This window comes from Nocardia sp. NPDC050799, assembly GCF_040654015.1.
Taxonomy (GTDB): Bacteria; Actinomycetota; Actinomycetes; order Mycobacteriales; family Mycobacteriaceae; genus Nocardia.
The window spans coordinates 191,057-215,745 of sequence record NZ_JBFAHF010000010.1 but is presented as its reverse complement, the minus strand read 5'-3'; the positions used below and the strand labels follow the sequence as shown (position 1 = coordinate 215,745).

Annotated in this window: 23 protein-coding genes; 14 read left to right on the top strand and 9 right to left on the bottom strand. The window is 68.9% G+C overall.

Annotated features, from left to right (window positions below; all coding sequences use genetic code 11):
• The first annotated feature begins 228 nt into the window (after positions 1 to 228).
• From AB0H42_RS13455 to AB0H42_RS13440, 4 genes are all read left to right on the top strand, one after another.
• Complete coding sequence (locus AB0H42_RS13455; RefSeq protein WP_030523257.1) at positions 229 to 819, top strand: ATP-dependent Clp protease proteolytic subunit; 591 nt, start codon at positions 229 to 231, stop codon at positions 817 to 819.
• A gap of 88 nt (positions 820 to 907) precedes the next feature.
• Complete coding sequence (locus tag AB0H42_RS13450) at positions 908 to 1,573, top strand: ATP-dependent Clp protease proteolytic subunit (RefSeq protein WP_357054507.1); 666 nt, start codon at positions 908 to 910, stop codon at positions 1,571 to 1,573.
• 360 nt (positions 1,574 to 1,933) lie between these two features.
• A complete protein-coding gene (gene clpX / locus AB0H42_RS13445) occupies positions 1,934 to 3,214 on the top strand; it encodes an ATP-dependent Clp protease ATP-binding subunit ClpX (protein ID WP_357054558.1) in 1,281 nt (426 codons plus the stop codon).
• A gap of 101 nt (positions 3,215 to 3,315) precedes the next feature.
• Complete coding sequence (locus tag AB0H42_RS13440) at positions 3,316 to 3,780, top strand: hypothetical protein (RefSeq protein WP_357054503.1); 465 nt, start codon at positions 3,316 to 3,318, stop codon at positions 3,778 to 3,780.
• A 15-nt stretch (positions 3,781 to 3,795) separates the two neighbouring features.
• Here the strand turns inward: AB0H42_RS13440 and AB0H42_RS13435 are convergent, their stop codons facing one another.
• Positions 3,796 to 4,365: a carboxymuconolactone decarboxylase family protein gene (locus AB0H42_RS13435; protein WP_265806482.1), complete on the bottom strand. Its 570-nt coding sequence runs from the start codon at positions 4,363 to 4,365 to the stop codon at positions 3,796 to 3,798.
• Positions 4,366 to 4,577: 212 nt separating this feature from the next.
• Positions 4,578 to 4,955 (bottom strand): nuclear transport factor 2 family protein, encoded by a 378-nt coding sequence (locus AB0H42_RS13430; RefSeq protein WP_357054500.1) that lies wholly within the window; start codon positions 4,953 to 4,955, stop codon positions 4,578 to 4,580.
• A 453-nt stretch (positions 4,956 to 5,408) separates the two neighbouring features.
• Here AB0H42_RS13430 and mihF point away from each other — a divergent pair, with 453 nt between their 5' ends.
• Together mihF and AB0H42_RS13420 are read left to right on the top strand one after the other, a co-directional pair.
• Positions 5,409 to 5,723 (top strand): integration host factor, actinobacterial type, encoded by a 315-nt coding sequence (mihF, locus tag AB0H42_RS13425; RefSeq protein WP_030523251.1) that lies wholly within the window; start codon positions 5,409 to 5,411, stop codon positions 5,721 to 5,723.
• Positions 5,724 to 5,896: 173 nt separating this feature from the next.
• Positions 5,897 to 6,334: a hypothetical protein gene (locus AB0H42_RS13420; protein ID WP_357054497.1), complete on the top strand. Its 438-nt coding sequence runs from the start codon at positions 5,897 to 5,899 to the stop codon at positions 6,332 to 6,334.
• A gap of 36 nt (positions 6,335 to 6,370) precedes the next feature.
• Here AB0H42_RS13420 and AB0H42_RS13415 read toward each other — a convergent pair whose 3' ends face one another.
• On the bottom strand, positions 6,371 to 7,138 hold the full coding sequence (locus AB0H42_RS13415; RefSeq protein ID WP_357054494.1) for a TetR/AcrR family transcriptional regulator: 768 nt from the start codon (positions 7,136 to 7,138) through the stop codon (positions 6,371 to 6,373).
• On the opposite strand from AB0H42_RS13415, the gene AB0H42_RS13410 reads away from it, so the two are divergent.
• The gene (locus AB0H42_RS13410; RefSeq protein ID WP_357054491.1) at positions 7,115 to 7,843 is read left to right on the top strand and encodes a hypothetical protein; all 729 of its coding nucleotides are present in this window, start codon (positions 7,115 to 7,117) and stop codon (positions 7,841 to 7,843) included. The two genes, AB0H42_RS13415 and AB0H42_RS13410, sit on opposite strands and share 24 nt — an antisense overlap.
• A gap of 136 nt (positions 7,844 to 7,979) precedes the next feature.
• Here AB0H42_RS13410 and fdhD read toward each other — a convergent pair whose 3' ends face one another.
• The 3 genes from fdhD to AB0H42_RS13395 all read right to left on the bottom strand — a co-directional run bounded on the left by fdhD (position 7,980) and on the right by AB0H42_RS13395 (position 12,326).
• Positions 7,980 to 8,807, bottom strand: a complete 828-nt coding sequence (gene fdhD, locus AB0H42_RS13405; RefSeq protein WP_357054488.1) for a formate dehydrogenase accessory sulfurtransferase FdhD — start codon at positions 8,805 to 8,807, stop codon at positions 7,980 to 7,982.
• Positions 8,804 to 11,104, bottom strand: coding sequence for an FdhF/YdeP family oxidoreductase (locus AB0H42_RS13400; RefSeq protein ID WP_357054555.1), 2,301 nt, complete (start codon positions 11,102 to 11,104; stop codon positions 8,804 to 8,806). Before AB0H42_RS13400 ends, fdhD begins: the two co-directional genes overlap by 4 nt.
• A gap of 109 nt (positions 11,105 to 11,213) precedes the next feature.
• Positions 11,214 to 12,326, bottom strand: coding sequence for an FHA domain-containing protein (locus tag AB0H42_RS13395; protein ID WP_357054485.1), 1,113 nt, complete (start codon positions 12,324 to 12,326; stop codon positions 11,214 to 11,216).
• Between the two features lie 339 nt (positions 12,327 to 12,665).
• Between AB0H42_RS13395 and AB0H42_RS13390 the strand changes: the two genes are divergently transcribed.
• Positions 12,666 to 13,154, top strand: coding sequence for a GNAT family N-acetyltransferase (locus AB0H42_RS13390; protein WP_357054482.1), 489 nt, complete (start codon positions 12,666 to 12,668; stop codon positions 13,152 to 13,154).
• Positions 13,155 to 13,156: 2 nt separating this feature from the next.
• Here the strand turns inward: AB0H42_RS13390 and AB0H42_RS13385 are convergent, their stop codons facing one another.
• Together AB0H42_RS13385 and AB0H42_RS13380 are read right to left on the bottom strand one after the other, a co-directional pair.
• Positions 13,157 to 14,707: a glycerol-3-phosphate dehydrogenase/oxidase gene (locus AB0H42_RS13385; protein ID WP_357054479.1), complete on the bottom strand. Its 1,551-nt coding sequence runs from the start codon at positions 14,705 to 14,707 to the stop codon at positions 13,157 to 13,159.
• 100 nt (positions 14,708 to 14,807) lie between these two features.
• The gene (locus AB0H42_RS13380; protein ID WP_357054476.1) at positions 14,808 to 15,380 is read right to left on the bottom strand and encodes a helix-turn-helix domain-containing protein; all 573 of its coding nucleotides are present in this window, start codon (positions 15,378 to 15,380) and stop codon (positions 14,808 to 14,810) included.
• A gap of 119 nt (positions 15,381 to 15,499) precedes the next feature.
• Between AB0H42_RS13380 and AB0H42_RS13375 the strand changes: the two genes are divergently transcribed.
• On the top strand, positions 15,500 to 17,077 hold the full coding sequence (locus tag AB0H42_RS13375) for an FAD-binding oxidoreductase (protein ID WP_357054552.1): 1,578 nt from the start codon (positions 15,500 to 15,502) through the stop codon (positions 17,075 to 17,077).
• Positions 17,074 to 17,997 (top strand): diacylglycerol kinase family protein, encoded by a 924-nt coding sequence (locus tag AB0H42_RS13370; RefSeq protein WP_357054474.1) that lies wholly within the window; start codon positions 17,074 to 17,076, stop codon positions 17,995 to 17,997. The genes AB0H42_RS13375 and AB0H42_RS13370 overlap by 4 nt, the downstream gene beginning before the upstream one ends.
• Positions 17,998 to 18,006: 9 nt before the next feature.
• Here the strand turns inward: AB0H42_RS13370 and AB0H42_RS13365 are convergent, their stop codons facing one another.
• The gene (locus AB0H42_RS13365; RefSeq protein ID WP_357054471.1) at positions 18,007 to 18,693 is read right to left on the bottom strand and encodes a hypothetical protein; all 687 of its coding nucleotides are present in this window, start codon (positions 18,691 to 18,693) and stop codon (positions 18,007 to 18,009) included.
• Between the two features lie 589 nt (positions 18,694 to 19,282).
• Here AB0H42_RS13365 and AB0H42_RS13360 point away from each other — a divergent pair.
• The 4 genes from AB0H42_RS13360 to ndk all read left to right on the top strand — a co-directional run bounded on the left by AB0H42_RS13360 (position 19,283) and on the right by ndk (position 24,417).
• On the top strand, positions 19,283 to 21,961 hold the full coding sequence (locus tag AB0H42_RS13360) for a valine--tRNA ligase (RefSeq protein WP_357054468.1): 2,679 nt from the start codon (positions 19,283 to 19,285) through the stop codon (positions 21,959 to 21,961).
• Positions 21,962 to 22,047: 86 nt separating this feature from the next.
• Entirely contained in the window at positions 22,048 to 23,418 is a 1,371-nt protein-coding gene (locus tag AB0H42_RS13355; RefSeq protein ID WP_357054549.1) for a folylpolyglutamate synthase/dihydrofolate synthase family protein, read from the top strand.
• 39 nt (positions 23,419 to 23,457) lie between these two features.
• Positions 23,458 to 23,877 carry a DUF4233 domain-containing protein gene (locus AB0H42_RS13350; RefSeq protein WP_357054464.1) on the top strand — a complete coding sequence of 140 codons (420 nt, stop codon included), beginning with the start codon at positions 23,458 to 23,460 and terminating at the stop codon, positions 23,875 to 23,877.
• A gap of 123 nt (positions 23,878 to 24,000) precedes the next feature.
• Positions 24,001 to 24,417: a nucleoside-diphosphate kinase gene (gene ndk / locus AB0H42_RS13345; RefSeq protein WP_357054461.1), complete on the top strand. Its 417-nt coding sequence runs from the start codon at positions 24,001 to 24,003 to the stop codon at positions 24,415 to 24,417.
• Positions 24,418 to 24,689: the final 272 nt, after the last annotated feature.

Below are 24,689 nucleotides of genomic sequence, written 5' to 3'. Positions count from 1 at the left end.
GTTCAGGGCCCGAAGTGCATGCGCCGAAGGCGCGAGTCTCGGGCCCTGAACAGCGGGACCGAGGGGGCCGCAACCCCGCGGCGCCGGAGGCGCCGCAATCTATATTGCGCTCTGAGCGAATCGGGGTGGTACCGGGAGTTCGGTGCTGCCCTGCTTCGTTAATGTTTGTGACAGCAACGAGCCGGCGAGAGAAGGCAGGTATCCGTGACAATCAATCAAGCCGAGGTCATGACAGCTCCGACCGCTGGGCTCAATCTCAGCGATTCGGTGTACGAGCGCCTGCTGCGTGAGCGCATCATTTTTCTCGGCACCCAGGTCGACGACGACATCGCGAACAAGATCTGTGCGCAGATCCTGCTGCTGTCCGCGGAGGACCCGACCAAAGATATTTCGCTCTACATCAACTCGCCGGGCGGGTCGGTGAACGCGGGTATGGCGATCTACGACACCATGCAGTACGCCGAATGCGATATCGCGACCACCGCGATGGGTCTGGCCGCGTCCATGGGGCAGTTCCTGCTGACCGCGGGTGCGCCGGGAAAGCGTTTCGCGCTGCCGCACACCCGGATCATGATGCACCAGCCTTCGGCCGGTATCGGTGGTTCGGCCGCGGATATCGCGATCATGGCCGAGCAGTTCGCATACACCAAGCGTGAGCTCAACGAGTTGCAGGCGATGCATACCGGTAAGCCGGTGGAGCAGATCAACGCCGACGCCGACCGCGATCGCTGGTTCACGCCCGATCAGGCGCTGGAGTACGGCTTCATCGACCGGGTGATCACGAATGCGCGCCAGGCGGGCGGCACGGGCAGCAACTAGGGCGTTGCCGGTGGCTCCGGGCCGGATGACCGGCCGGGGTTCGCGAATCCGTCCAGCGGACAGCTCACTCACAGACTTGGAGACGAATATGGCCAATCCGAACGATCCTCGTGGCCTCGGCGGTATCGCCCCGGCGGGCCCGCAGTCGCGCTACATCCTGCCGTCGTTCATCGAGCATTCGAGTTTCGGCGTCAAGGAATCCAACCCGTACAACAAGCTGTTCGAGGAGCGCATCATCTTCCTCGGCGTGCAGGTCGACGATGCGTCGGCGAACGACATCATGGCGCAGCTGCTGGTGCTCGAATCACTGGATCCCGATCGAGATATCACGATGTACATCAATTCGCCGGGCGGTTCGTTCACCTCGCTGATGGCCATCTACGACACCATGCAGTACGTGCGCGCCGATGTCGCGACCGTCTGCCTCGGCCAGGCGGCTTCGGCGGCGGCGGTGCTGCTGGCGGCCGGGACCCCGGGTAAGCGGGCCTGCCTGCCGAACGCCCGCGTGCTGATCCATCAGCCGTCGGTGGAGGGCGGTATCCAGGGGCAGGTGTCGGATCTGGAGATCCAGGCGGCCGAGATCGAGCGGATGCGCCGGTTGATGGAGACCACCCTGGCCCGGCACACGGGTAAGGACGCCGATGTCATCCGTAGGGACACCGACCGCGACAAGATCCTGACGGCCGAGGATGCGAAGGAGTACGGGATCATCGATACGGTGTTCGATTACCGCAAGCTCAGCGCCCAGAAGTGAGGCGCCTCCGGCTCCGGCGCGCCGTGTGAACGGAACGCCGGACCGGCCGGGCGGCGGGGCCCGGGCCAGGTGGATTCCCGCTGCGGCGTTGCGACACACCCCAGATGCTTCGGTATCCGGAAAATGTGCCGTGACGCGGTATCCGCGTGAATCCCCGCACAACCGCGACGAGAAACCTGCCCGAGTTGTCGACCTCCATCGCACACACCGGGTACGGTCAAACCCAGGGACCTTTGTTCCCGGTTGACAGCACCGCCCTTCGATCCGGGTGATCGAGCCGGATTCGTTCCACCGCAGGCGGCGGTCGGCTGGAAGCTGGACGGATGGTTGCACGCGAACAAGGAAGTAGGGACCCACGAGATGGCGCGCATCGGCGACGGCGGCGATCTGCTCAAATGCTCGTTCTGCGGAAAGAGCCAGAAGCAGGTCAAGAAGCTCATTGCGGGACCAGGGGTGTACATCTGCGACGAGTGCATCGATCTGTGCAACGAGATCATCGAGGAGGAGCTGGCCGAGTCCAGCGAGGTCAAACTCGATGAGTTGCCCAAACCCGCGGAGATCCGGGATTTCCTGGAGAACTACGTGATCGGGCAGGACACGGCCAAGCGCACGCTGGCGGTCGCTGTGTACAACCATTACAAGCGTATTCAGGCCGGCGACAAGGGTCGTGACGCGCGCGGGGAGAGCGTGGAGTTGGCGAAGTCCAATATTCTGATGCTCGGCCCCACCGGTTGCGGTAAGACCTATCTGGCGCAGACGCTGGCGAAAATGCTGAACGTGCCGTTCGCGATCGCGGATGCCACCGCGCTCACCGAAGCCGGTTATGTCGGTGAGGACGTCGAGAACATTCTCCTCAAACTCATCCAGGCCGCGGATTACGACGTGAAGCGCGCCGAGACCGGGATCATCTATATCGATGAGGTCGACAAGATCGCACGCAAGAGCGAGAACCCGTCGATCACGCGTGATGTCTCGGGTGAGGGTGTGCAGCAGGCGTTGCTGAAAATCCTGGAGGGCACGCAGGCGAGTGTGCCGCCGCAGGGTGGACGCAAGCATCCGCACCAGGAGTTCATCCAGATCGATACCACCAATGTGCTGTTCATCGTGGCGGGTGCGTTCGCCGGTCTGGAGAAGATCATCTCCGACCGTACCGGGCACCGTGGAATCGGGTTCGGCGCCGAGGTGCGGTCCAAGGCCGAGATCGACACCACCGATCATTTCGCCGAGGTGATGCCGGAGGATCTGATCAAGTTCGGTCTGATCCCCGAGTTCATCGGCCGGTTGCCGGTGGTGGCTTCGGTGACGAACCTGGACAAGGATTCCCTGGTGAAGATTCTGTCCGAGCCCAAGAACGCGCTGGTCAAGCAGTACATTCGGCTGTTCGAGATGGACGGCGTGGATCTGGAGTTCACCCGGGACGCCCTCGAGGCCGTGGCCGATCAGGCCATTCTGCGCGGTACCGGTGCCCGCGGGCTGCGCGCCATCATGGAGGAAGTACTGCAGCAGGTCATGTTCGATATCCCGAGCCGGGACGATGTGGCCAAGGTCGTCGTCGACTCGGATACGGTGAACGACAATGTGCTGCCCACCATCGTGCCGCGTAAGCGGGAGCGTCCGGAGCGCCGCGACAAGTCGGCCTGAGGCCCGCGCAGCCGCTGCGATACGCGTCGGGGGCCGGCCCGGAGCCGGGCCCGCAGTACTCTCGGTGACCCCTCGGCATTCGTGCGATAGAGGAGCAGGTCATGGCGACACAGCTGCTTGCGCGGGATATCCGGTCCGGGCGGCGTGATGACGCCGATACGCCTACGCGGTGGCGCCGCGTGGGCGTATCGCTGTCGGCGGCAGCGTCGGTACTGGTCTCATTGTTGCTTACGGCGCCGCCGGCCGGCGCGACCGTGCGCGAGGTCAGTACGACTCCGGACCTGAACGCCGGTATCCGGACGAACTACGGCACCGGGTGCAGCTATACCGTGCGGGCCTGGCTCACCGAGGCGGTGACCGCGGTGACCTTCCTCGACAACGGGGTCCCGTTCGCCACGGTCGGGCCGGACGGCGGCGGGCTGGCGCTGGTGCACTGGGTGCCCGCCTACGAGGGTGATCACACCCTGCAGGCGGTGCAGCCGACCGGTGGGAACGACCAGGCGCCCTATGTGCGGGTCTTCGTGGGCCGGGGCGAGCACATCGGCTACGCCTGCTGGGTCATCTGAGCCGCGACGCCGGTCTCACGCCCAGGGCACGCGGCAGGAATCGGTGCCGAACCCCTGCGCGGTGATGCCGAGGGCATGGTTGTTGCGGGCCCGCGAGTTCTCCAGCGCGATCTGATAGGTCAGTTCGACGACTCCCGCCCGGCCGAAGCGTTTCTCCAGGTCGGCGACCTGCTCGTCGGTGACGGTCATCGGAGTGGCGGTCATGGCGTCGGCATAGGCGATGGCCGCGCGTTCGTCGTCGGTGTAGTGCGGTGACGTCTCGTAGTCCGCGATGTGCTGGAGCCGCTCGATATCCAGGCCGTCCAGCCGCTGCAGCATGGTCCCGAAGTCGACGCACCAGGAGCAGCCGACGGTCCAGGCCGTGCGGTAGACCGCGATTTCGCGGATATTGGCCGGCAGTTTCTTCGACGCCTTCTCGGCGAGCAGTTCGTGTACGCCACCGGCCACCAGGAGGCCGGTGTGGTGCGCGCCGACGGCGAAGGGTTCGGGGACTTCGCCGAACTGACGTTTGGCGAACCAGTACAGCGCCCTCGTCAGCAACCCGGCGTTTTCGGGGGCCACGGCCGGAATGCGTGTTGTGCTCATCGGGTCTCCTCTGAGGTGGGGTTCGTTTCCCTGCAACTCGGACGAGACAGCGGCCCGCGACGTAACGCCCCGGAGCGCCTACTGTGACCGAGCGCACCCGTGCCCTGTGCTCAGGGTAGGCCGGGTACGCGCCGGGGGCCAGCGCCGGTGGTGGGCGGCTCCGGGGTGGAGCGAGGTGGCGGCTCAGCGCAGTCGAGTCGCCACCTCGCGGCTTATTCGGGTTCGACGGACATATCGTCGGCGCCCCAGTAGGCGCGCATCCGGATGATCCGGCCTTCCGCGTCGAACTCCATGGTGTCGATCGGGCTCAGCGTCATTCGCTGCCCGCCCGCTCTGGTCACCAGAGTGAACACGAAGGCGGCGTGGTTTCCGACGATCCGCACGGTCTCCGGGGCGAGGCTGGTCTCCCGCTCCAGGCTCGCGATCACGTCGTAGAACTCCCGGATGGCCTGGTGGCCCTGTTTGGGATCGGTGCCGATCGGATCCTCGATCACGGCGTCGGGAGCATAGAGATCGACGATATCGGCGGTCGGCCCCGAGCCGACCAGTTTCACGTACCGCTCGACCACGTCGCGGATCTCCCGTGCCATCACCACTCCTAACAAAATGAAACGTGTTCTAGGTTTGGGAGCGTAGCAGTCGTGAGGCGTTCGATCGCCGGATCGCGCCGCAAAAAGATAATCGCATATGTATCCGCCACTTCGGTGTGGCGGAAAAATGCCTGGTAGCCGCGCTGACCATGCAGGGCGGCCGGGTATCTTCGCTGACCCCTCGGTTCGCCGTTGAACCGCCGCCGTGCAGGTATGCGTCTGCTGTGAATTTCGCTGCAGCGGGCTCGAGTGTTACGTGTTCCAGGTGTTCTTTCGGGCCGGATCCCATTGACCGGTCCGCCGGTTTCCGGGCTCCTACCGGGGGATCGAATCAGAAAACATTGCTATGACTGCAGGTCCGGACGGTGTGTCGATCGGTCGGTGTCGGTATTGTGATGTTGAATCGACCCGGTCAAACCAGATGTTCGAGCGATGAGTGAAAGCGGAGGAGATATGGCACTGCCAACGATGACCGCGGAACAACGCACGGAGGCTCTGGCCAAAGCGGCGGCGGTGCGCAAGGCGCGCTCCGAACTGATCGGTCAGGTGAAAGACGGCAAAGTCTCTGTCGCCGACCTGCTGCGCAAGGCCGATAGTGATGAACTGGTCAAGAAGACGAAGGTGGTCGCCGTGATCAAGGCGCTGCCCGGTGTCGGCCCGGTGAAGGCCGCCAAGCTGATGGACCAGGCGGATATCCCGGAGGACCGACGGATCGGCGGGCTGGGCGCCCGTCAGCGGGCGGCGCTGCTGGAGGCGCTGGCCAACTGAGGAGGTGGAGCGTTCGAGGGTGGACGCTCCGAACTCCGGCCGTGGCCGAGCCGGTCGGTGACACGACCGGCGTGGCCCGGCGGGCGGCCCTCGTATACCGCCGTACCCGATCGGGCACGTCCATTCCGGGCGGTTCGCGGGCCTGGTGGGGGGAATGTGGATACCGTGGCGATATGGCCATCCGCGAAGAACTCGAATCGTTCCTCGACGAATACCAATCGACGCTGAGCGCCTACGACGCCGAGCGTACGGCGGCCCTGTGGGGGACTCCGGGCACCATTGTCAGTGACGATTTCGTCGGTGCGCTGCATTCGCGGGAAGAGATGGCCCAGGGGCTGGCGCAGGCTCATCCCATTTATCAGATGCTGGGTCTGGCGCGGGTCGACCACACCGTGGTCGATTATGTGGAACTGACCGGTTCACTGCTGCGGGTGCGGGTGCGCTGGCATTTCTACGACAGCGATGACGCTGTGCTCACCGACAGCGATTACGAGTACCTGCTGCGGCGGGACGACGACGGGTTGCGCACCTATGTGGCGGTCGCCATCGACGAGGCCGAGAAATTGGCCCGGGTGGCGGCGGACCGGGGCGTCCGGCTGCCGGGTATGTGAGTGCCGCGCTCTTGCCGGATCCGGGTGCGCCCGCCCCTAGTCGTCGGGCGTGCCACGTTCGGCGAGCAGAGCCGCTATTCCGTCGAGAATGCGCTCCGTGCCGAATTCGAGGGCGGCGTCGCGTTGCGTGGCCGCTGCCCCGGCGGCGGGGGGTTCCGATACGGCCGCGATCAGCCGCGGGAATCGGTCGCCCGCCAATTCCAGTGCCGCGGCCATCGCGCCGATGAATTCCTCCTCGGTGGCGCCGGGGCCCACGACCTGCTGGGCCAGGCTGCGCACATGTCCGTTCAGTACGACGAGTGTGTCCAGTCGCTCCGGGCCGGTCAGGGCGATATCCGCCATCGCCTCCAGCGCGGCCTCGGTCCAGCTCAGCTCGTGGGGGCCCATCGGCCGCGCTCCGGCGAGTAGTTCCATCACCCACGGGTGGCGGCGGTACCGCTCGAAGGTCAGCAGCGCCCAGGACCGCAGGCCGGTACGCCACCGCGGGGATCCCGAGGTGTCCAGGGCCGGCAGGCCGGTCAGGGCCTCCTCCACCATCAATGCGGTGAGTTCCGCCTTGCCCGGTAGATGGCGGTACAACGACATCTTCGTATAGCCGAGGCGATCGGCCAGTCGCTGCATGGAGAGGGCTGCCAGGCCTTCCGTATCGGCCAGCTCGACCGCCGCGGTGACGATCGCGGCCCGGGTGAGTGTCGGCTTGGGGCCTCTGGTCGGGCGCCGGTCGGTCCCCCAGAGCTCGAGGTCGAGTTCGAGTACGGTCCGGCGCGCCGCTTCGACCTGGTGTTCGGCGCGGACGGCATCCATTCCCGGGTGCGCCGGCTGGCGTTCGGGCCGGAGGAGAAGTTCGTCGGGCACCGCGGTTACTACTACGCCATCGCCGGGGAACCACTCGCCCCCGACCGCGGCGACGGACCGCGGCGGCAAATCTCCCACGCGTACAGTGCTCCGGGCCGGCTCGCGGTCCGCGGTGGGCCGAAGGCGCAGCAGATGTACATGTTCGCCGCTGCCGCACGGGTATTCGCCGACGACGCCGATAAGCGGCGTGTACTGGTCGAACACTTCGCCGGAATGAGCGGACCGGTCGCCGAAATGCTCGCCGAACTGCCCGGGCACGACGACTTCTACCTGGACGCGCTGGCCCGGGTGCGGATGCCCAGCTATGTGTCGGGCCGGGTGGCCCTGGTCGGCGACAGCGCCTACGGCAACACCCTGGCCGGCTTCGGAACCGGTCTGGCAGTGGTGGGAGCCTATGTGCTGGCGGGCGAACTCGCCGCTGCCGCGGGCGAACACACCGCGGCCTTCGCCCGGTACGACCGGATCATGCGCCGGTACGCGAAACTCGGCGGCAGCAGTAGCCCCGGCCCGTTCCTGGCCCCGAAAACGGCTCCCGGCCTGCGGTTCCGGAACTGGTTCCTGGGGTCACGCTGGTTCGACCTGATGGACAAGTTGGCCGGCGACGCCAAAGACGATATCGAGTTGGCCGACTACGCCGGTGCGGTCGCGCGATAGCGAGTACGGCTGCCGGCCCGCACCCGCCACGCCGAGGGTCGTGCGTGTCTCGCTGGTGCCGGGAAACCTGCCGTCGGCCCTGAAACCGGACCCTACGGCCGCAATCGAGGGAGGTCTCGAGGCCACCCCGCCCGAGTCATTCGGTGGTGCCGATACCGCGGATCCGCTCCGGATGGGTATAGATGTTCATGGTCTCACCGCGTACGAACCCTGCCAGGGTGAGGCCGGACTCGTCGGCCAGGTCGACCGCCAGCGAACTGGGCGCCGAGACGGCGGCGAGGACCGGGATACCGGCCAGGACAGCTTTCTGTGCCAGTTCGAACGACGCGCGCCCGCTCACCACCAGCACGAGATCGGACGCGGGAATGCGGTTTTCGCGCAGCGCCCAGCCGATCACCTTGTCCACGGCATTGTGGCGGCCGATGTCCTCACGGACCACCAGACCCGTACCGTCGGCGGTGAACAGGCCCGCCCCGTGCAGACCGCCCGTGGCATCGAAAACCGACTGGTGGGCGCGCAGACGATCCGGTAGCACTGCCAGTACCTCGGCATCGAGCAACGGCTGCGGCGCCGGCAGTGGATACCGGCTGCGCATCCGGACCTCGTCGAGCGCGGTACGCCCGCAGAGCCCGCAGGCACCGGAGGTGAGGAACGGCCGGTCCGGGAGCGCGATCGGGGCGTGCAAGCCCACATCCAGCACGTTGTAGGTGTTGCGCCCCTCGTCGTCGGTTCCGGCGCAGTAGCGGGCGCTGTGGATATCGGCGGCCGCGTCGATCAGGGTCTCACCGAACAGGAAGCCGTGCACCAGGTCGATATCGTGGCCGGGCGTTCGCATGGTGACCGTGAGCGATTCGCCGCGTACGCGGATCTCCAGGGGCTCTTCCACAGCCAAGGTGTCGGGACGGACGATCTCCCCGGCCGGGGTGATGCGCCGCATGCGGCGGCGGGCGGTGACTCTGCTCATAGCCGGTGGGTATGGGGTTCGAGCCGGACGGTGACGGCTTTCGACACCGGGGTGTTGGAGCGGGCGGCCACATGATCCAGCGGCACCAGCGGGTTCGTCTCGGGATAGTAGGCGGCGGCATTGCCGCGCGGAGTGGAGTAGGCCACCAGCCGGAAACCTTCGACCCGCCGATCGACGCCGTCGCTCCACTCCGAGACCAGATCGACGAGATCGCCGTCACGAAAACCCAGGTCGGCGATATCGGCGGCGTTCACCAGCACCACCCGGCGCCCGTGATGGACCCCGCGATAGCGGTCGTCGAGACCGTAGATCGTGGTGTTGTACTGGTCGTGGCTGCGCAGGGTCTGCAGGATCAGCCGCCCCGGCGGAACCGGCACCCAGCGCAGCTCGTTCACCGCGAAATTGGCCTTCCCGGTGGCGGTCCGGAATTCGCGGGAATCGCGCGGCGGATGCGGCAGTACGAAACCGTTGCGTTGCCGGACCCGGGTGTTGTAATCGGCGCAACCGGGCACCACCCGGGCAATGGCATCGCGGATGAGGTCGTAGTCCCCGCGGAACCGGTCCCACGGCACCGGATGGTCCGGACCCAGCAGTTCCCGGGCGAGTTCGCAGACGATGGCGACCTCGCTGCGCAGTTCCGGCCCGACCGGCTTCAGCCTGCCGGTGGACAGGTGCACCATCGACATCGAATCCTCCACCGAGACCTGTTGCCGCACACCGTTCTGGATGTCCAGGTCGGTGCGGCCCAGGGTCGGCAGGATCACCGCGGTCTCCCCGTGCACGACATGGCTGCGGTTCGGTTTGGTGGAGACCTGCACGGTCAGCGCGCACCGGCGCAGCGCCGCTTCGGTGACCGCGGTATCGGGGGTGGCGGAGACGAAATTGCCGCCCATACCGAAGAAGACCCGGGCCCGGCCGTCGCGTAATGCCCGGATGGCGGCGACGGTGTCGTAACCGTGCGCCCGTGGGCTGGTGATCCCGAATTCCCGATCCAGGGCGGCCAGGAAGGTTTCGGGAGCTTGCTCCCAGATACCCATGGTGCGGTCGCCCTGCACATTGGAATGCCCGCGCACCGGGCACAGACCCGCCCCCGGCCTACCGATCATGCCGCGGACCAGCAGCAGGTTGGCCGCCTCCTCGATCGTGGCCACCGCGTGCGTGTGCTGGGTGAGTCCCATCGCCCAGCACACGATGGTGCTCGTCGAACCGGCCAGCAGCGCGGCCGTGCGTTCGAGATCATCGCGGGAGAGTCCGGTCGCGGTGCGCACGGTGTCCAGGTCGACGGCTCGGATATGCCGCTCGTAGTCGGCGAAACCGGCGGTGTGCGCGTCGACGAAGGCCCGGTCCAGCACGGTGCCGGGAGCCCGGTCCTCGGCCTCGAACAGCAGTTTCGCCAGGCCCTGGAACAGCGCCATATCGCCGCCCAGGCGGATCTGCAGGAAATCATCGGCGATATCCACGCCGGTGGTCAGACCCCGCACGGTCTGTGGATCGCGAAAACCGATCAGACCGGTCTCGGGCAGCGGGTTGATCGCGATGATGCGCGCGCCCGCCTTCTTCGCGTCGGCGAGAGCGCTGAGCATCCGCGGATGGTTGGTGCCCGGATTCTGGCCGGCGACCAGGATCAGGTCGGCGGCCGCGAAATCGTCGATGGTCACCGAGCCCTTGCCGATACCGATCGAACCGGTCAGGGCGGTGCCCGAGGACTCATGGCACATATTGCTGCAGTCGGGCAGGTTGTTCGTTCCGAAACTGCGCACCAGCAGCTGGTACAGGAACGCCGTCTCGTTGGCGGTACGGCCGGAGGTGTAGAACACGGCCTCGTCCGGCGAGACCAGGCCGCGGAGCTGCTCGGCGATGAGCCGGTAGGCCTCCGCCCAGGAGATGGGTGAGTAGTGGGTATCGCCGGGCCGCAGCACCATCGGATGGGTGAGCCGGCCCTGCCGCCCCAGCCAGTACCCGGACCGTCGCGCGAGTTCGTCGATCGAATAGCGGGCGAAGAACTCCGGCCCGACCGTCTCGAGTGTGGCCTCCTCGGCGACGGCCTTCGCGCCGTTCTCACAGAATTCGGCGGGCCGGCGGTGACCGCTCGGCTCCGGCCAGGCACAGCCCGGGCAGTCGAATCCGTGCACCTGGTTGACCCGGGCCAGGGTCCGCGCGGTACGCACGACGCCCATATCGGATACCGCCCGCTGCAGCGCCACGGCCACCGCCCGGACGCCGGCCGCCTGCTCCTTCGGTGAAGTCACGGTCAGATCGGACTCGTCGATATCGTCGGTCGGGGCGTTGCGGTGCATACCGACCATTGTGATCCACCTTCGTGGCCGGGGCCCGCCCTGGTTCCGGAGTCGCCGCGCGCCGGAGCGAAGAACCGGGGTCACACGGGGCTCGACCGAGGCGCCGGAATCAGGCAGATCCGCCGTGGTAGGTGAGGACCTGCTCGCTGATGCGGATCCGGCCGCCGGGCGGAAGCTCGGTCGGGGACTGGCTGATCCGGGTCCAGCGTGGTTCGCCGGGAGTGGAGACGAAGGTTCCGGCGGCGGTGCCGGCGTCGCGGAGGAAGACCTTGCCCGAGTCGACCGAGAGGTAGGCGTGGACCCGGGAGATGTGGCGGTCGCGCTGCAGGACTAAAGGAGCGGCGGTTTTGCGGCGTACCGATTCGTCGACCGAGGGGCCGCGGCCGATGACGTAGGCGCGGTCCAGCGGGTAGGCGGTACCGTCCGCGGCCACCAGGGTCGGCGGGGCCGGGTGGGCTTGTTCGGCGCTGGGCGCGGCGCGGGTGTGCGGATGGGGCCGGGCCGGTTCCTTGCGCAGGCGGATCGGTTCGGGATCCACGCGCATGGGCGCCGGCGCGGCCGACCACGCGCGGGTGCCGGGCAGTGGTTCCGCGGCGGGGGCTTCGGCGAGCCCGGTGCGGGGCCCGGAGTGCGATTCGGATGCCGGCTCGCTCGCGGCGAGCCCGGCCGGTGCCGTCGCGACGGGTTCGTGGGCGGCCGCCGCTTTCTTCGCCGGGGTGGCGGCCCGGTTCTGGTTCCTGGTGCTGCGGCGCACCGCTGCCTTGATGACGAAACCCCCGCCGGGCACCACTCCGGCCCGCAGATCGGTGCGTGGATACGGGGTGATCCGGCCGTCGGCTCCGGGGCCCACGGTCAGTGTGCGCACCGGGTCGCGCACGATCTCGTCCACCCAGGTGAAGGCGCGGGCGCCGACGAGCCGCCGGGAGCCCTCGGCGCCGGAGATCATCGCCGATACCGGGCCGCGCAGCAGCACCAGGGTGCCGTCGGCGGTGGGCGCGACGAGCCCGAACGGGGGCGGTTCCGAACCGGTCCCGAAGACGACCGCGGCGAGCCGCTGCGCGATGGCTGCCCCGGGATGCTCGGCGTCCGCCACGGCTTCGACCGCGCCGAGTATCCGCTCGCTGGACGCATTGGCGCCCACGAGATAGATCACGACGTCACCGAACCGCGCGACCAGGCCCTCGCCCGGTGCGATCCCGATAGTGGACGTATCAACGCGCACCCGCGGCTCCTTCCTGGCGCACCACCGGATCCAGCATAGATGCGAATCCGTTACCCGGCTTATGAGATGGTGACGACGGATCGCCGGGGTGAGCGGGGAGACCACCTCGCCGCACGGAACAGAGAGTAGGACCGTTATGCCGCTCAGCGCATCGGACGAACACACAGCGGTGGTCGCGGTCGAGTCGACCGCGCGCCCGGCGCTACCGGTACTCCGCCCGCTTCGCGACACCGAGCAAGCGGGGCGAACTGCCCGGGCTCGGCCCCGTCCCGTCGGCTTGCCGGATGTCCCGCGGGCGGGTGCGGCGTGATCCGGGCGGCGAGCGCCGCGGATATACCGGTGCTCCAGGAGATCGAGGTGCGGGCGGGCACGCCGTTCGCCGCGGTGGGGATGGACGCGGTCGCCGGTGACGAACCGCCGGCGGCCGCGGTGCTGGGCGAATTCGTCCTGGACGATCGCGCCTGGGTCTGGGAGGCCGCGGACCGGGGCCCGGCGGGATATCTCCTCGCGAGCATCGTCGACGGGAACGCCCATATCGACCAGGTGTCGGTACTGCCCGAATATCGTGGGGCGGGAATCGGCCGGCGCCTGATCGACCGCGCGGTGCGCTGGGCCGCCGACCACCGGTTGCCCGCGATAACGCTCACCACGTTCACCGAGGTGCCGTGGAACGGGCCGTATTACCAGCGGCTGGGTTTCCGCTATCTCGATCCGGCCGCGGAGACCCCGCAACTGCGCGCTGTGCGGGCCGCCGAGATCGCGCACGGTCTCGACCGCTGGCCCCGGTCGTGTATGTGGGCCGCGGTCGAGACCTGGGAATACGCCTGAGTTCACACCGCGGCGGCCACCGCGGCCGCGGCGGCGGCCAGGGCGGCGGCCCGGTCGGCCGGGACCAGCCCGATCCGGGTGCGGCGATCCAGGAGGTCGCCGGCGTCGAGGGCGCCCTCCTGCTCCAGTGACCACCGGAACTCCGCCGCGAGCACATCCGCGCCGGGCGCGACCGGGACCGCCAGGTCGGGGTTGGCGGCGGTCAGCGCGACGACCGCGGGGGCGTCGGCGCCGTAGCGTTCGATCAGGAGCTGAGGTGCGGCCAACCGGTCCCGCGCCGCGCCGGCGACCGCGCCGGCCAGCGGCAGATTCCTCGTCCGGCACGGGCCGGCGCTCAGGTGCGCTCGGGCCACGGCGGCGTCGACGGCGTCCTGCGCCATCTTGCGGTAGGTGGTGAGTTTGCCGCCGACCACCGTCACCAGCCCGCTCGGCGCGGTGAGGACCGCGTGCTCCCGGGAGATATCGGCCGTGCTGTCGCCGGCCGTGCGCAGGAGCGGCCGCAGGCCGGCGTAACTGCCGCGGATATCGGTGTGGGTCAGCGGGATGCGCAGCACTGTGTTGACCGTGTCGAGCAGGAAGTCGATCTCGGTGCCGGTGGGCCGCGGTTCGTCGGGGACGGGTCCGGGCGCGTCCTCATCGGTCAAGCCCAGATAGACCCGTCCGTGCGGGGCGGGCAGGGCGAAGATGAATCGGCCGACGGTGCCGGGCACCGGCACGGTCAGCGCCGCGGTGAGCCCGCCGAAGGCGGCGGCGTCGAACACCAGATGGGTGCCGCGGCTGGGTCGCAACTCGATACTCGGATCGACCTGGTCCGCCCAGACACCGGCCGCGTTGACCACGGCCGCGGCCTGGACCTCGAGGCTTTCGCCGGTCAGGGTGTCGCGCAGAACGGCCCCGGCACCGCCGGCCTGTTCGGCGGCGACGCGGGTCAGCACGGTCGCGCCGTGCGCGGCCGCGGTGCGGGCCAGCGCGACCACGAGTCGCGCGTCGTCCACCAGTTGCCCGTCCCATGCCTGCAGGCCGCCGCGCAGTCCGTGCTGTCGCACCGTCGGTGCCAATCGCAGTGCCTCGGCCCGGGTCACCCGCCGCGACCGCGGTAGCAGTGCCGCCGGCGTGCCCGCGCCCATCCGCAGCGCGTCGCCGGCCAGGAAACCCGCCCGGATCAGGCTCCGGGTGGACAACCCGATCCCGGGCAGCAGCGGGACCAGCTGGGGGAGCGGCCGGACCAGATGGGGCGCAGTACGGCGCAACAGGATGCCCCGCTCCACCGCGCTCTCGTGCGCGATGCCGATCTTCCCGCTTGCCAGATAGCGCAGTCCGCCGTGCACCAGTTTCGAACTCCAGCGGCTGGTGCCGTGGGCGAGGTCGTGGCGTTCCACCAGGACGGTGCGCAGTCCGCGGGCAGCCGCGTCGAGCGCGACGCCGGCGCCGGTCACACCGCCCCCGATCACCAGCAGATCGATGGTGGGGTGGTCACCGAGGGCCGCGAGCTCACGGCGCCGGCGGTGCGCGTTCAACGCGGGCCCCGCGGTGGGGGAAGGGTTCTCGGCCATCTGTTTCTCGGCACGGCGTCCGCCGGGGAGACGGAACGGAAGGCGGGGACGATCGCCGCTTCCGGATGCGCCGGGCGCTACTCCTTCCTGGCAGGTGGGATCACGGGGCGAGATAGGTATCGAGAGCGTGCCGGAGTTCGGTGTCGAGCGCGGATCCGTCGAGCAGGTGGGCGACGGTGGCTGCCGACTGCACCGCGGACTGGGTGATCAGCAGCACCATGGCCGCCAGCCGATCGGGGTCGCCGGCCCGGACCGACCCGTCCGCCTGACCGTCCCGGATGCCGGTGCCGAACAGGTCGAGCAGTTGGCGCTGGTTGCGGCCCAGCCGGCCGAAGACGTAGGTGAGCATCAGGTCGGTATCGGTGCGGAAGATCTTGCCGAACAGCGGGTTCGACCGGACCTCCGCCGCACCGGCCACCACTCCGGTGACCAGCCGGTCCCGGGCCGGGCCACCGGTCGGTACGGCCGCGGCGATGATCTCGCTCAGTTCGCGCACCAGTAGTTCGGCGACCAGGTCGCGGCTGTCGGACCACCGGCGGTAGACGGTCGGCCGGCTCACGCCCGCGCGGCGGGCGACCTCGGTGAGCGTGGTGCGCCGGACGCCGAACTCCGCGACGCATTCACGGGCCGCGTCCAGGATCGTCTGCTCGACCGCTGCTGCGCCGGATGACACGGACTCGACCTCGTCTCCAAATCGGTTACTTCTTGACACTACATGTCAAACTGTAACGTATGACAGGTGAGCAAGGCGAACGTCCGGTGAACTCGGCGTCGAGCGCGCGGCGACCGGATATGGTGTGGGACGCCTGGGGTGTTTCCGCCGGGCACACACCGCTACCCGAGCAGATCCGCGGCCTGCTGACACAGGTGTTCGGAATCTCCGGGGAGCCGGCGACGCGTCGTGATGAGGGCGATGTGCCGCTCCGGCCGTCGGTCCTGTCCCCGGACCGGCGGGCCGGTCTGGCAGACCTCGTGGGCGCGGACAATGTCTCCACCGAACCGGTGACCCGGTTGCGGCACGCCGGTGGTAAGAGCACCCCCGACCTGCTGCGACGACGCGATCTCGCCCCGCAGGACGCACCGGACGCGGTGGTCTTCCCCGCCGGTCACGACCAGGTGGCCGCCGTCCTGGCCTACTGCTCGGAGCAGGGCATCGCCGTGGTGCCCTTCGGCGGCGGCACCAGTGTGGTCGGCGGGCTCGACCCGGTGCGCGGCGCATTCGACACGGTGATCGCGCTGGACCTGCGCCGGCTGGACGCCCTGCTGGACTGCGACCCGATCACCGGCACCGCCACCTTCGGCGCCGGGGTCACCGGTCCGCGTGCCGAACAGTTGCTCGCCGAGCACGGGCTCTCGCTCGGGCATTTCCCGCAGAGTTTCGAATTCGCCAGCATCGGTGGATTCGCCGCGACCCGGTCGTCGGGTCAGGCGTCCGCGGGGTACGGCCGGTTCGACGATATGGTCCAGCGGGTCCGGGTGGCCACGCCCACGGGAAGCGTGCTGCTGGGCCGGGCGCCTGCCTCGGCCGCCGGACCCGATCTGCGTGAACTGTTCATCGGTTCGGAGGGCGCGCTCGGCGTCCTCACCGAGGTCACGGTCCGGGTCCATCCCGTTCCGGCGACCACCACCCATATGGCCTGGTCGTTCCCGGATTTCGCGACCGGAGCGGCCGCGTTGCGCGCGGTCGTGCAGGCGGGCGCGGCGCCGACGGTGCTGCGGTTGTCCGACGAAGCCGAAACCGGGCTCAACCTGGCGCGGGCCGGAAATGTGGGCGGGACATCGGTTTCCGGTTGTCTCGCGGTGACCACGTTCGAGGGCACCGCCGCGCACACCGCGGCCCACGGCGCCGAGGCCGCCGCGGTACTGCGCGCCGCCGGCGGTACCGAACTCGGTCCGGAGCCCGCCCGGGAGTGGCAGCACGGCCGGTTCGCGGCGCCCTACCTGCGTGATGCGCTCCTGGATGTCGGGGTGCTGTGCGAAACCCTGGAGACCGCGACCACCTGGAGTGCGCTGGCCGAGCTGAAGGCGAAGGTGACGGGCGCGCTTACCGATTCGCTGACCGCCCAGGGTGCGCCCGCCCTGGTGATGTGCCATATCTCGCACACCTACCCGACCGGCGCGTCACTGTATTTCACGGTGGTGGCCACACTGCTCGACGATCCGATCGCGCAGTGGCGGGCCGCGAAAGCGGCCGCCGGGGACGCCATCACCGCCGCCGGCGCCACCATCACCCATCACCACGCGGTGGGCGTGGACCACCGCGCCTGGCTACCCGACGAGATCGGCGACCTGGGCGTGCGGGTACTGCGCGCGGTGAAACGCGAGATCGACCCGGCCGGGATCCTCAACCCTGGCAAACTGCTGCCATGACGCGCGCAGCGGATCCCCGGGAGGTGCGTACGGTCGCCGTGGTGACCAACCCCGCCTCCGGGCAGGGCCGGGCGCGTGAGGCCGCCCGCACCGTCGTGGACCGGCTGAGCGCGGACGGCGTGGCGGTCGTCGAGATCCACGCACCCTCCGCCGCACGGACCCGTGAGCAGGTGCGCGATGTGGTGACCGGCGGCGCGCCGGACGCGGTCGTCTGCGTCGGTGGCGACGGTCTGGTGAACACGATCCTGGACCCGCTGGCCCGTTCGGGCGTTCCGCTGGCCCTGGTCCCGGCAGGTACGGGCAACGACCTGGCGCGTGAACTCGGTATCGCCGACGAGCCCGCCCGCGCCGCGGAACTGGTCCGATCCGGGCAGGTGCGCACCATCGACCTGGGCCGGCTGGAACCCGCGGGGCACGACCCGATGTGGTTCGCCACCGTCGCGTGCACCGGTTTCGACGCCCGGGTCACCCTGCGTGCCAACCGGATGCGCTATCCACGCGGCCGGTCCCGCTACACCTTCGCCGCGGTCGCGGAGATCGCGCACGGGATCGCGGTGCCCTACCGGATCGAATTGGGCGGCCCGGCCGCGGAGGTGATCACCGCCGAGGCGTTGCTGGTCGCGGTGGGTAACACCACCACCTACGGCGGCGGCATGCTCATCTGCCCGGACGCCCGGTGCGACGACGGTCTGCTCGATGTGACCGTGGTCGGCAAGGTCTCGCATCCGGAGATGCTGCGGATCCTGCCCGCGCTCGCGGCGGGCCGGCGGATCGAGCATCCCGCGGTGAGCCAGTACCGGGCCGAATCCCTGGGTTTGGCCGCTCCCGGCGCCCCGGCCACCGCCGACGGCGAACCCGCGGGCCGGCTGCCGCTCACCGTGCGCGTCGAACCCCGGGCGCTCACCGTACTGACCCCCTGACCGCGGCGGTCAGGGGGCGAACCGGACCCGCAGCCGGTCCACACCGACCCGGTCGACCACGACGACCGAGGCGGGTGCGGGCCGGGGACGGGTTCCGGCCTCCAGCCGCCCCAGCATCCGTCTCCAGCGCCATACATGCCACCGGAACGACAGCAGCCCGACCCGCCGCCCCCGCGCGTACTGCCCGGCCCGGGCGACCGTCGCCGGCACATCCAGCAACACCATGTGCAGTTCGCGGCCGTGCCGGACGGCCCAGCGGGTCAGCATCCGGCGCGTGAAACCGATGGTGCCGCAGTCGTGGATCACCACCGGGCCGGTGTGATCGCGCAAGGCGACCCAGATGCGGCCGAAGTGCACCACGTGCACCACCGGCCGCCACAGCGGGTAGGGCAGCCAGGCCAGCCGGCGCCGCCACGCGTTGCGGGCGTGGATGGAATCGAGCACGATCGAGTGATCGGGACCGGGTATCGCCTGCTCGGCGTCGGGGTCGGAACCGAACAGCCGGCGCAGCGCGGTGCTCTTACCCGCGCCGGGAATTCCGGCGAACAGTACGGCCGCGCTCGCCGGGTACCGGAGCTCCGGCGTCGGCCGGCCCCGTAGGTCGTCGACGGCCCGGGGCCGGACGATTTCCGAATCCGATTCGGGGAAGATGGATTCCGCAGGGTTCAACGGTAACGAGTCGAGCGGGGGGTTCACCCCGTCCAGGGTCCCCAGTCGAACCGGTTTCGGCAAGAATGTCGGCTTTGTCCGCTCGAGGTCACAGGTTTCGGCCGAGCCGGCCGACTGCGGCGAGCCGGGCGCCCGCCTGAGAATTCCGGTGCTCAAGCTGAGAATTGTTTATGGATTAGGAGCGCGGGCCGGGATCGGCGGTAGTCTTACTGCTGTAGGCGGAGTCTTCGGTGTCCCTCATCCACCGAAGGCTCCGCCTCGGTTTTCTCCGCCACCTTTCCCGAGGTCCGGCGCGGTGTCCCCATCGTTCCCGTCCTTCGGCAGTCGCGCTCTCCCAGCTGTCCCACGTAGCGGGACTCCGGAGTGCGCATTCGCGACACCGGCCCGCCGGCAGGTCGTTCGTCCGGCCGGACCCACCCTTGTGCGCGGCGACCGGCGGTCGGCGACCGAGGGTGCGGTCGCCCGTCTGCCCGAAGTCGTCAGGAAGCCCGGCGGTGTGGTGGGCCCCTCCGGGTCGGCCGGGACGAACGCCCGCGCTCACCTCACATGTATTCCGGGCGGTCGGGCTCCGACCCCGCAACACCGGCGGCGACGCCCTAGACACTAGAATCGCGGCGTGACCAGCGCAGCCCCTGACAACACGCGTAATCGTGCCGATGCCCTCCCCAAGAGCTGGAATCCCGGCGAGGTGGAGGCCGACCTGTACGAGCGCTGGGTAGCCGCCGGTTACTTCCGGGCCGACCCGCACAGTTCCGCGCCCGCGTACTCGATCGTGCTGCCACCGCCCAATGTCACGGGCACGCTGCACATGGGTCATGCGCTCGACCACACCCTGATGGACACCCTGGCGCGCCGTAAGCGAATGCAGGGTTACGAGGTGCTGTGGCTGCCCGGGATGGATCATGCCGGTATCGCCACCCAGACGGTGGTGGAGAAGCAGCTCGCCGTGGACGGGAAGACCAAAGAGGATTTCGGCCGCGAACTGTTCGTGCAGAAGGTCTGGGACTGGAAGCGTGAATCCGGTGGCGCGATCCAGTGGCAGATGCGGGCGCTCGGCGACAGTGTGGACTGGTCGCGGGACCGGTTCACCATGGACGAGGGCCTGTCGCGTGCGGTCCAGACGATCTTCAAACGCCTCTACGACGCGGGTCTGATCTATCGTGCCGAGCGGCTGGTGAACTGGTCGCCGGAACTGCGTACCGCCATCTCCGATATCGAGGTCAAGTACGAGGACGTCGAGGGTGAATTGGTGTCCCTGCGGTACGGGTCGCTCGACGATGCCGAACCGCATGTCGTGGTCGCCACCACCCGGGTGGAGACCATGCTCGGTGACACCGCGGTCGCGGTGCACCCGGAGGATCCCCGGTACCGGGAGCTGATCGGTACCACCCTCGAACATCCGATCACCGGACGGCGGATCCCGATCATCGCCGACGACTACGTGGATCCCGAATTCGGCTCCGGCGCGGTGAAGATCACGCCCGCCCACGATCCGAACGACTTCGAGATGGGCCTGCGGCACAACCTGCCGATGCCCACGATCATGGACGAACGCGGCCGGATCGCCGATACCGGTACCGAATTCGACGGTATGGACCGGTTCGAGGCGCGGGTGAAGATCCGGGAGCGGTTGGCCTCCGAGGGTCGGATCGTCGCCGAGAAGCGCCCCTACCTGCACAGTGTCGGGCATTCCGAGCGCAGCGGCGAAGCGATCGAGCCGCGGCTGTCCATGCAGTGGTGGGTGAAGGTCGAATCGCTGGCCAAGGCGGCCGGTGACGCGGTCCGCAACGGCGATACCGTGATCCACCCGGCGAGCCAGGAACCGCGCTGGTTCGACTGGGTTGACGATATGCACGACTGGTGTATCTCGCGACAGCTGTGGTGGGGCCATCGCATTCCCATTTGGTACGGGCCCGAGGGCGAAGTCGTGTGCGTCGGCCCCGGCGAGCAGGCCCCCGAGGGATGGGTGCAGGATCCCGATGTCCTGGACACCTGGTTCTCCTCCGGCCTGTGGCCGTTCTCCACGATGGGCTGGCCGGACGCGACCCCGGAGCTGGCGAAGTTCTATCCGACCAGCGTGCTGGTCACCGGATACGACATCCTGTTCTTCTGGGTGGCCCGGATGATGATGTTCGGTACCTTCGTCGCCGACGACGCCGCGGTGTCCACCGGTAAGGGCGGGGCCTATCAGATTCCCTTCGAGGATGTGTTCCTGCACGGTCTGATCCGCGACCAGTTCGGCAGGAAGATGTCGAAGTCCCGAGGCAACGGGATCGACCCGCTGGACTGGATCAACAACTACGGCGCGGACGCACTGCGCTTCACGCTGGCCCGCGGCGCCCAGCCCGGCGGTGATCTCTCGGTCGGCGAACCGCATGCCCTGGCCGCGCGCAGCTTCGTCACCAAGCTGTTCAACGCGACGAAGTTCGCGCTCATGAACGGCGCCCGCCCGGGGACCGTGCCGGCGCGGGAGACGCTGACCGACGCCGACCGCTGGATCGTGGACCGGCTCGACGAGGTGCTCGCCGAGGTCGACGCGGCGTTCGACGCGTACGAGTTCGGTAAGGCCTGCGAGGCGCTCTACCACTTCGCGTGGGACGAACTCTGCGACTGGTACCTGGAACTGTCCAAGGTCCAGTTCGCCGAGAGCGAGGAGCGGGCCGAATCCACCCGGGTCGTGCTCGGGTCGGTGCTGGACGCGGTGCTGCGGCTGCTGCACCCGGTGATCCCGTTCGTCACCGAATCGCTGTGGCAGGCGCTGACCGGCGCGGAGTCGGTGGTCGTGGCCGCCTGGCCGGAGCGCACCGGGACACCCACCGATACCGGCGCGGCGCAGCGTATCGCCGATGTGCAGCGCCTGGTCACCGAGATCCGCCGGTTCCGCAGTGATCAGGGGCTGAACGACAAGCAGAAGGTCGCGGCACGGGTGCTCGGCCTGGACGCGGCGGGCCTGGCGCATCTCCATCCGGAAGTGAGCACGCTGGGCCGGCTCACCGAGCCCGGCGCGGATTTCGCGGCGACGGCTTCGGTGGAGGTGCGGCTCAGCGGCACCACGGTCACCGTCGAGGTCGACACCTCGGGCACCGTGGATCTCGTGGCCGAGCGGCGTCGCCTGGAGAAGGATCTGGCGGTCGCGCAGAAGGAACTGGCGGGGACCGAGGCCAAACTCGGTAACGAGGCGTTCCTGGCCAAGGCCCCGGAACCGGTGGTGGACAAGATCCGGGCCCGGCGTGAGGTCGCCGCGGCCGAGGTGGAGCGGATCGGGGCCCGCCTGGCCGAGCTGAGCGGCAAGTGAACGCCCACGACGACGATGTCGAGCCGGAGCCCCCCACCGGCGGCTCTCGGCTCGGCACCGGGCCGTCACCGGTGGATCTGGCGGAGATGGCGCTGGTCGAGGCGGAACTCGACGAGCGCTGGCCGGAAACCAAGATCGAACCGTCGCTCACCCGGATCGCCACGCTGATGGATGTGCTGGGTTCACCGCAGCGCGGGTTCCCGGCGATCCATGTCGCGGGCACCAACGGTAAGACCTCGGTGACCCGGATGATCGACTCCCTGCTCACCGCGCTGCACCGCCGGACCGGCCGGCTCACCAGCCCGCATCTGCAGCTGGCCACCGAGCGGATCAGTATCGACAATCGGCCGATCTCCCCGGCCCGCTATGTCGAGCTGTACCGCGAGATGCAGCCCTATATCGAAATGATCGACGCCCAGTCGGCGACCGCGGGCGGCCCGGCGATGAGCAAATTCGAGGTGCTCACCGCCATGGCCTACGCGGCGTTCGCCGAGACGCCGGTGGACGTGGCGGTCGTGGAGACCGGTATGGGTGGCAGCTGGGACGCCACCAATGTGATCGACGCGCAGGTCGCGGTCATCACCCCCATCGGCCTCGACCACACCGACTACCTGGGTCCGGACCTGACCTCCATCGCCAAGGAAAAGGCCGGGATCATCAAACGCGCCCCGGAGTCGCTGGTCCCCACCGATACGGTCGCGGTCATCGCCGAACAGGACCCCGAGGCGCTCGAGGTACTACTACGCCGGGCCGTGGAAACCGACGCGGCGGTAGCGCGGGCCGGTTCGGAATTCCAGGTGCTGAGCCGGCGGATCGCCGTGGGCGGGCAGCAGCTCGAACTGCAGGGGCTCGGCGGGGTCTACGACGAGATCTTCCTGCCCCTGCACGGCGAGCACCAGGCCCACAACGCGGCGCTCGCGCTGGCCGCGGTCGAGGCGTTCTTCGGTGCCGGCGCGCAGCGGCAACTGGACATCGATGCGGTCCGCGCCGGTTTCGCCGAGGTCACCAGCCCCGGCCGCCTGGAACGGATGCGCAACGCGCCCACCCTGTTCATCGATGCCGCGCACAACCCGGCCGGTGCCACCGCGCTGGCCGCGACGCTGACCTCCGAGTTCGATTTCCGCAAGCTGGTCGGTGTGGTCGCGGTGCTGGCCGACAAGGACGTCGGCGGTATCCTCACCGCGCTGGAACCGGTTTTCGACGAGATCGTGGTGACCACCAACGGGTCACCCCGGGCGCTGCCGGTGGATCAGCTCGCCGATCTGGCGGTCCAGCGGTTCGGCGACGAGCGGGTGGTCACCGCGGACTCGTTGCCGGATGCGCTGGAAACCGCCGTCGCGCTCGCGGAGGAAGTCGGCTCGTCCGGTGAGATGGTCTCCGGCGCGGGTGTGGTGGTCACCGGCTCGGTGGTCACCGCCGGTGCGGCGCGCGCCCTGTTCGGGAAGGACCCGGCGTAATGCGCCGCGGACCGGCCCCCGCCGACAACGAGGAACAGCATGAGTGAGCCCGAAGCGCCGAAACCCGAGGCGACGGCCCCGGCTCCGCCCGATCCGTGGAAGGGTCTGCGTGGGGTGATGGCGGGTGCCCTGGTACTCGAGGCGATCACGGTGCTGCTGGCGCTGCCGGTGGTCGCCGATATCGCCGGTGGTGTCACCTGGGTGTCGGGTACCTATCTGGTGGTACTCGCCCTGGTGATGATCGCGGGCGCGGGCCTGCAGCGTCGTGCCTGGGCGGTCCCGTTCAATCTGGGCTTGCAGGTGCTGGTGCTGATCGGCGGGGTGTTCCATCTGTCGATCGCGGTCATCGGCGTGATCTTCCTCGCAGTATGGGCCTTCATCCTGCTGCTGCGCTCGGATGTGAAACGGCGGATGGACGAGGGGACGCTGCCGAGCCAGCGCACGTCCGGCGGTTCCTGACCGCGGTCACCTGGCTGTCCTCCGCGATCCGCCCACCCGGCCTGGTCAGGCTGTCGCTACTCGCGCGTAGGCCGGGGGAGGACTGGTTGGGCCGCGCCCGGCGGTGCCCATTAGGCTGACCGCGTGACAGAGCAGACGTTGATTTTGATCAAACCGGACGGTGTGGCCCGCGGCTACGTCGGCGAAGTACTGAACCGGATCGAGCGCAAGGGTCTCACCATCGCGGCCCTCGAACTCAAACAGGTGACCGAGGAAGTGGCCGCCGAACACTACGCCGAGCACGCGGAGAAGCCGTTCTACCGCTCGCTGATCGAGTTCATCACCTCGGGTCCGGTCGTCGCGGCCGTCCTGGAGGGCCCGCGCGCCATCGCCGCCTTCCGGCAGCTGGCCGGCGGTACCGACCCCGTCGAGAAGGCCGTGCCCGGCAGTATCCGCGGTGACCTGGGTCTCGAGACCCAGTACAACCTGGTCCACGGATCGGACTCGCCCGACTCGGCCAAGCGCGAAATCTCCCTCTGGTTCCCCGAATTCCCCCTCTGATCACTGTCCGGTGACGGGCCGGCCGGACTCGTGCGAGTGCCGCACGCAGCGCCACGGCGAACACCTGGCGCACGGTGTGGGATACTGATACAGGTTGCGCTCCACAGTGGGCTCAACCGGATGACACACTGCGGAACGATGCCGCCATCGCTGCCGCGGACGCACAGCCGGATTTCTGGGCTGCGTCTGCCCGGCGCGCTGGACGAGCGCTCGGACCGCGGCGTTCAGCCATATGCCAGGCGCCGCGTGGCCAGTTAGCCCGACCGACGTGA

Bases quoted from the DNA above. Each gene is read 5' to 3' on its own strand.
- AB0H42_RS13455 (WP_030523257.1), top strand. From the start codon at position 229: ATGACAGCTCCGACCGCTGGGCTCAATCTCAGCGATTCGGTGTACGAG.
- AB0H42_RS13450 (WP_357054507.1), top strand. From the start codon at position 908: ATGGCCAATCCGAACGATCCTCGTGGCCTCGGCGGTATCGCCCCGGCG.
- clpX (WP_357054558.1), top strand. From the start codon at position 1,934: ATGGCGCGCATCGGCGACGGCGGCGATCTGCTCAAATGCTCGTTCTGC.
- AB0H42_RS13440 (WP_357054503.1), top strand. From the start codon at position 3,316: ATGGCGACACAGCTGCTTGCGCGGGATATCCGGTCCGGGCGGCGTGAT.
- AB0H42_RS13435 (WP_265806482.1), bottom strand. From the start codon at position 4,365: ATGAGCACAACACGCATTCCGGCCGTGGCCCCCGAAAACGCCGGGTTG.
- AB0H42_RS13430 (WP_357054500.1), bottom strand. From the start codon at position 4,955: ATGGCACGGGAGATCCGCGACGTGGTCGAGCGGTACGTGAAACTGGTC.
- mihF (WP_030523251.1), top strand. From the start codon at position 5,409: ATGGCACTGCCAACGATGACCGCGGAACAACGCACGGAGGCTCTGGCC.
- AB0H42_RS13420 (WP_357054497.1), top strand. From the start codon at position 5,897: ATGGCCATCCGCGAAGAACTCGAATCGTTCCTCGACGAATACCAATCG.
- AB0H42_RS13415 (WP_357054494.1), bottom strand. From the start codon at position 7,138: ATGGATGCCGTCCGCGCCGAACACCAGGTCGAAGCGGCGCGCCGGACC.
- fdhD (WP_357054488.1), bottom strand. From the start codon at position 8,807: ATGAGCAGAGTCACCGCCCGCCGCCGCATGCGGCGCATCACCCCGGCC.
- AB0H42_RS13400 (WP_357054555.1), bottom strand. From the start codon at position 11,104: ATGCACCGCAACGCCCCGACCGACGATATCGACGAGTCCGATCTGACC.
- AB0H42_RS13385 (WP_357054479.1), bottom strand. From the start codon at position 14,707: ATGGCCGAGAACCCTTCCCCCACCGCGGGGCCCGCGTTGAACGCGCAC.
- AB0H42_RS13375 (WP_357054552.1), top strand. From the start codon at position 15,500: ATGGTGTGGGACGCCTGGGGTGTTTCCGCCGGGCACACACCGCTACCC.
- AB0H42_RS13370 (WP_357054474.1), top strand. From the start codon at position 17,074: ATGACGCGCGCAGCGGATCCCCGGGAGGTGCGTACGGTCGCCGTGGTG.
- AB0H42_RS13355 (WP_357054549.1), top strand. From the start codon at position 22,048: ATGGCGCTGGTCGAGGCGGAACTCGACGAGCGCTGGCCGGAAACCAAG.
- AB0H42_RS13350 (WP_357054464.1), top strand. From the start codon at position 23,458: ATGAGTGAGCCCGAAGCGCCGAAACCCGAGGCGACGGCCCCGGCTCCG.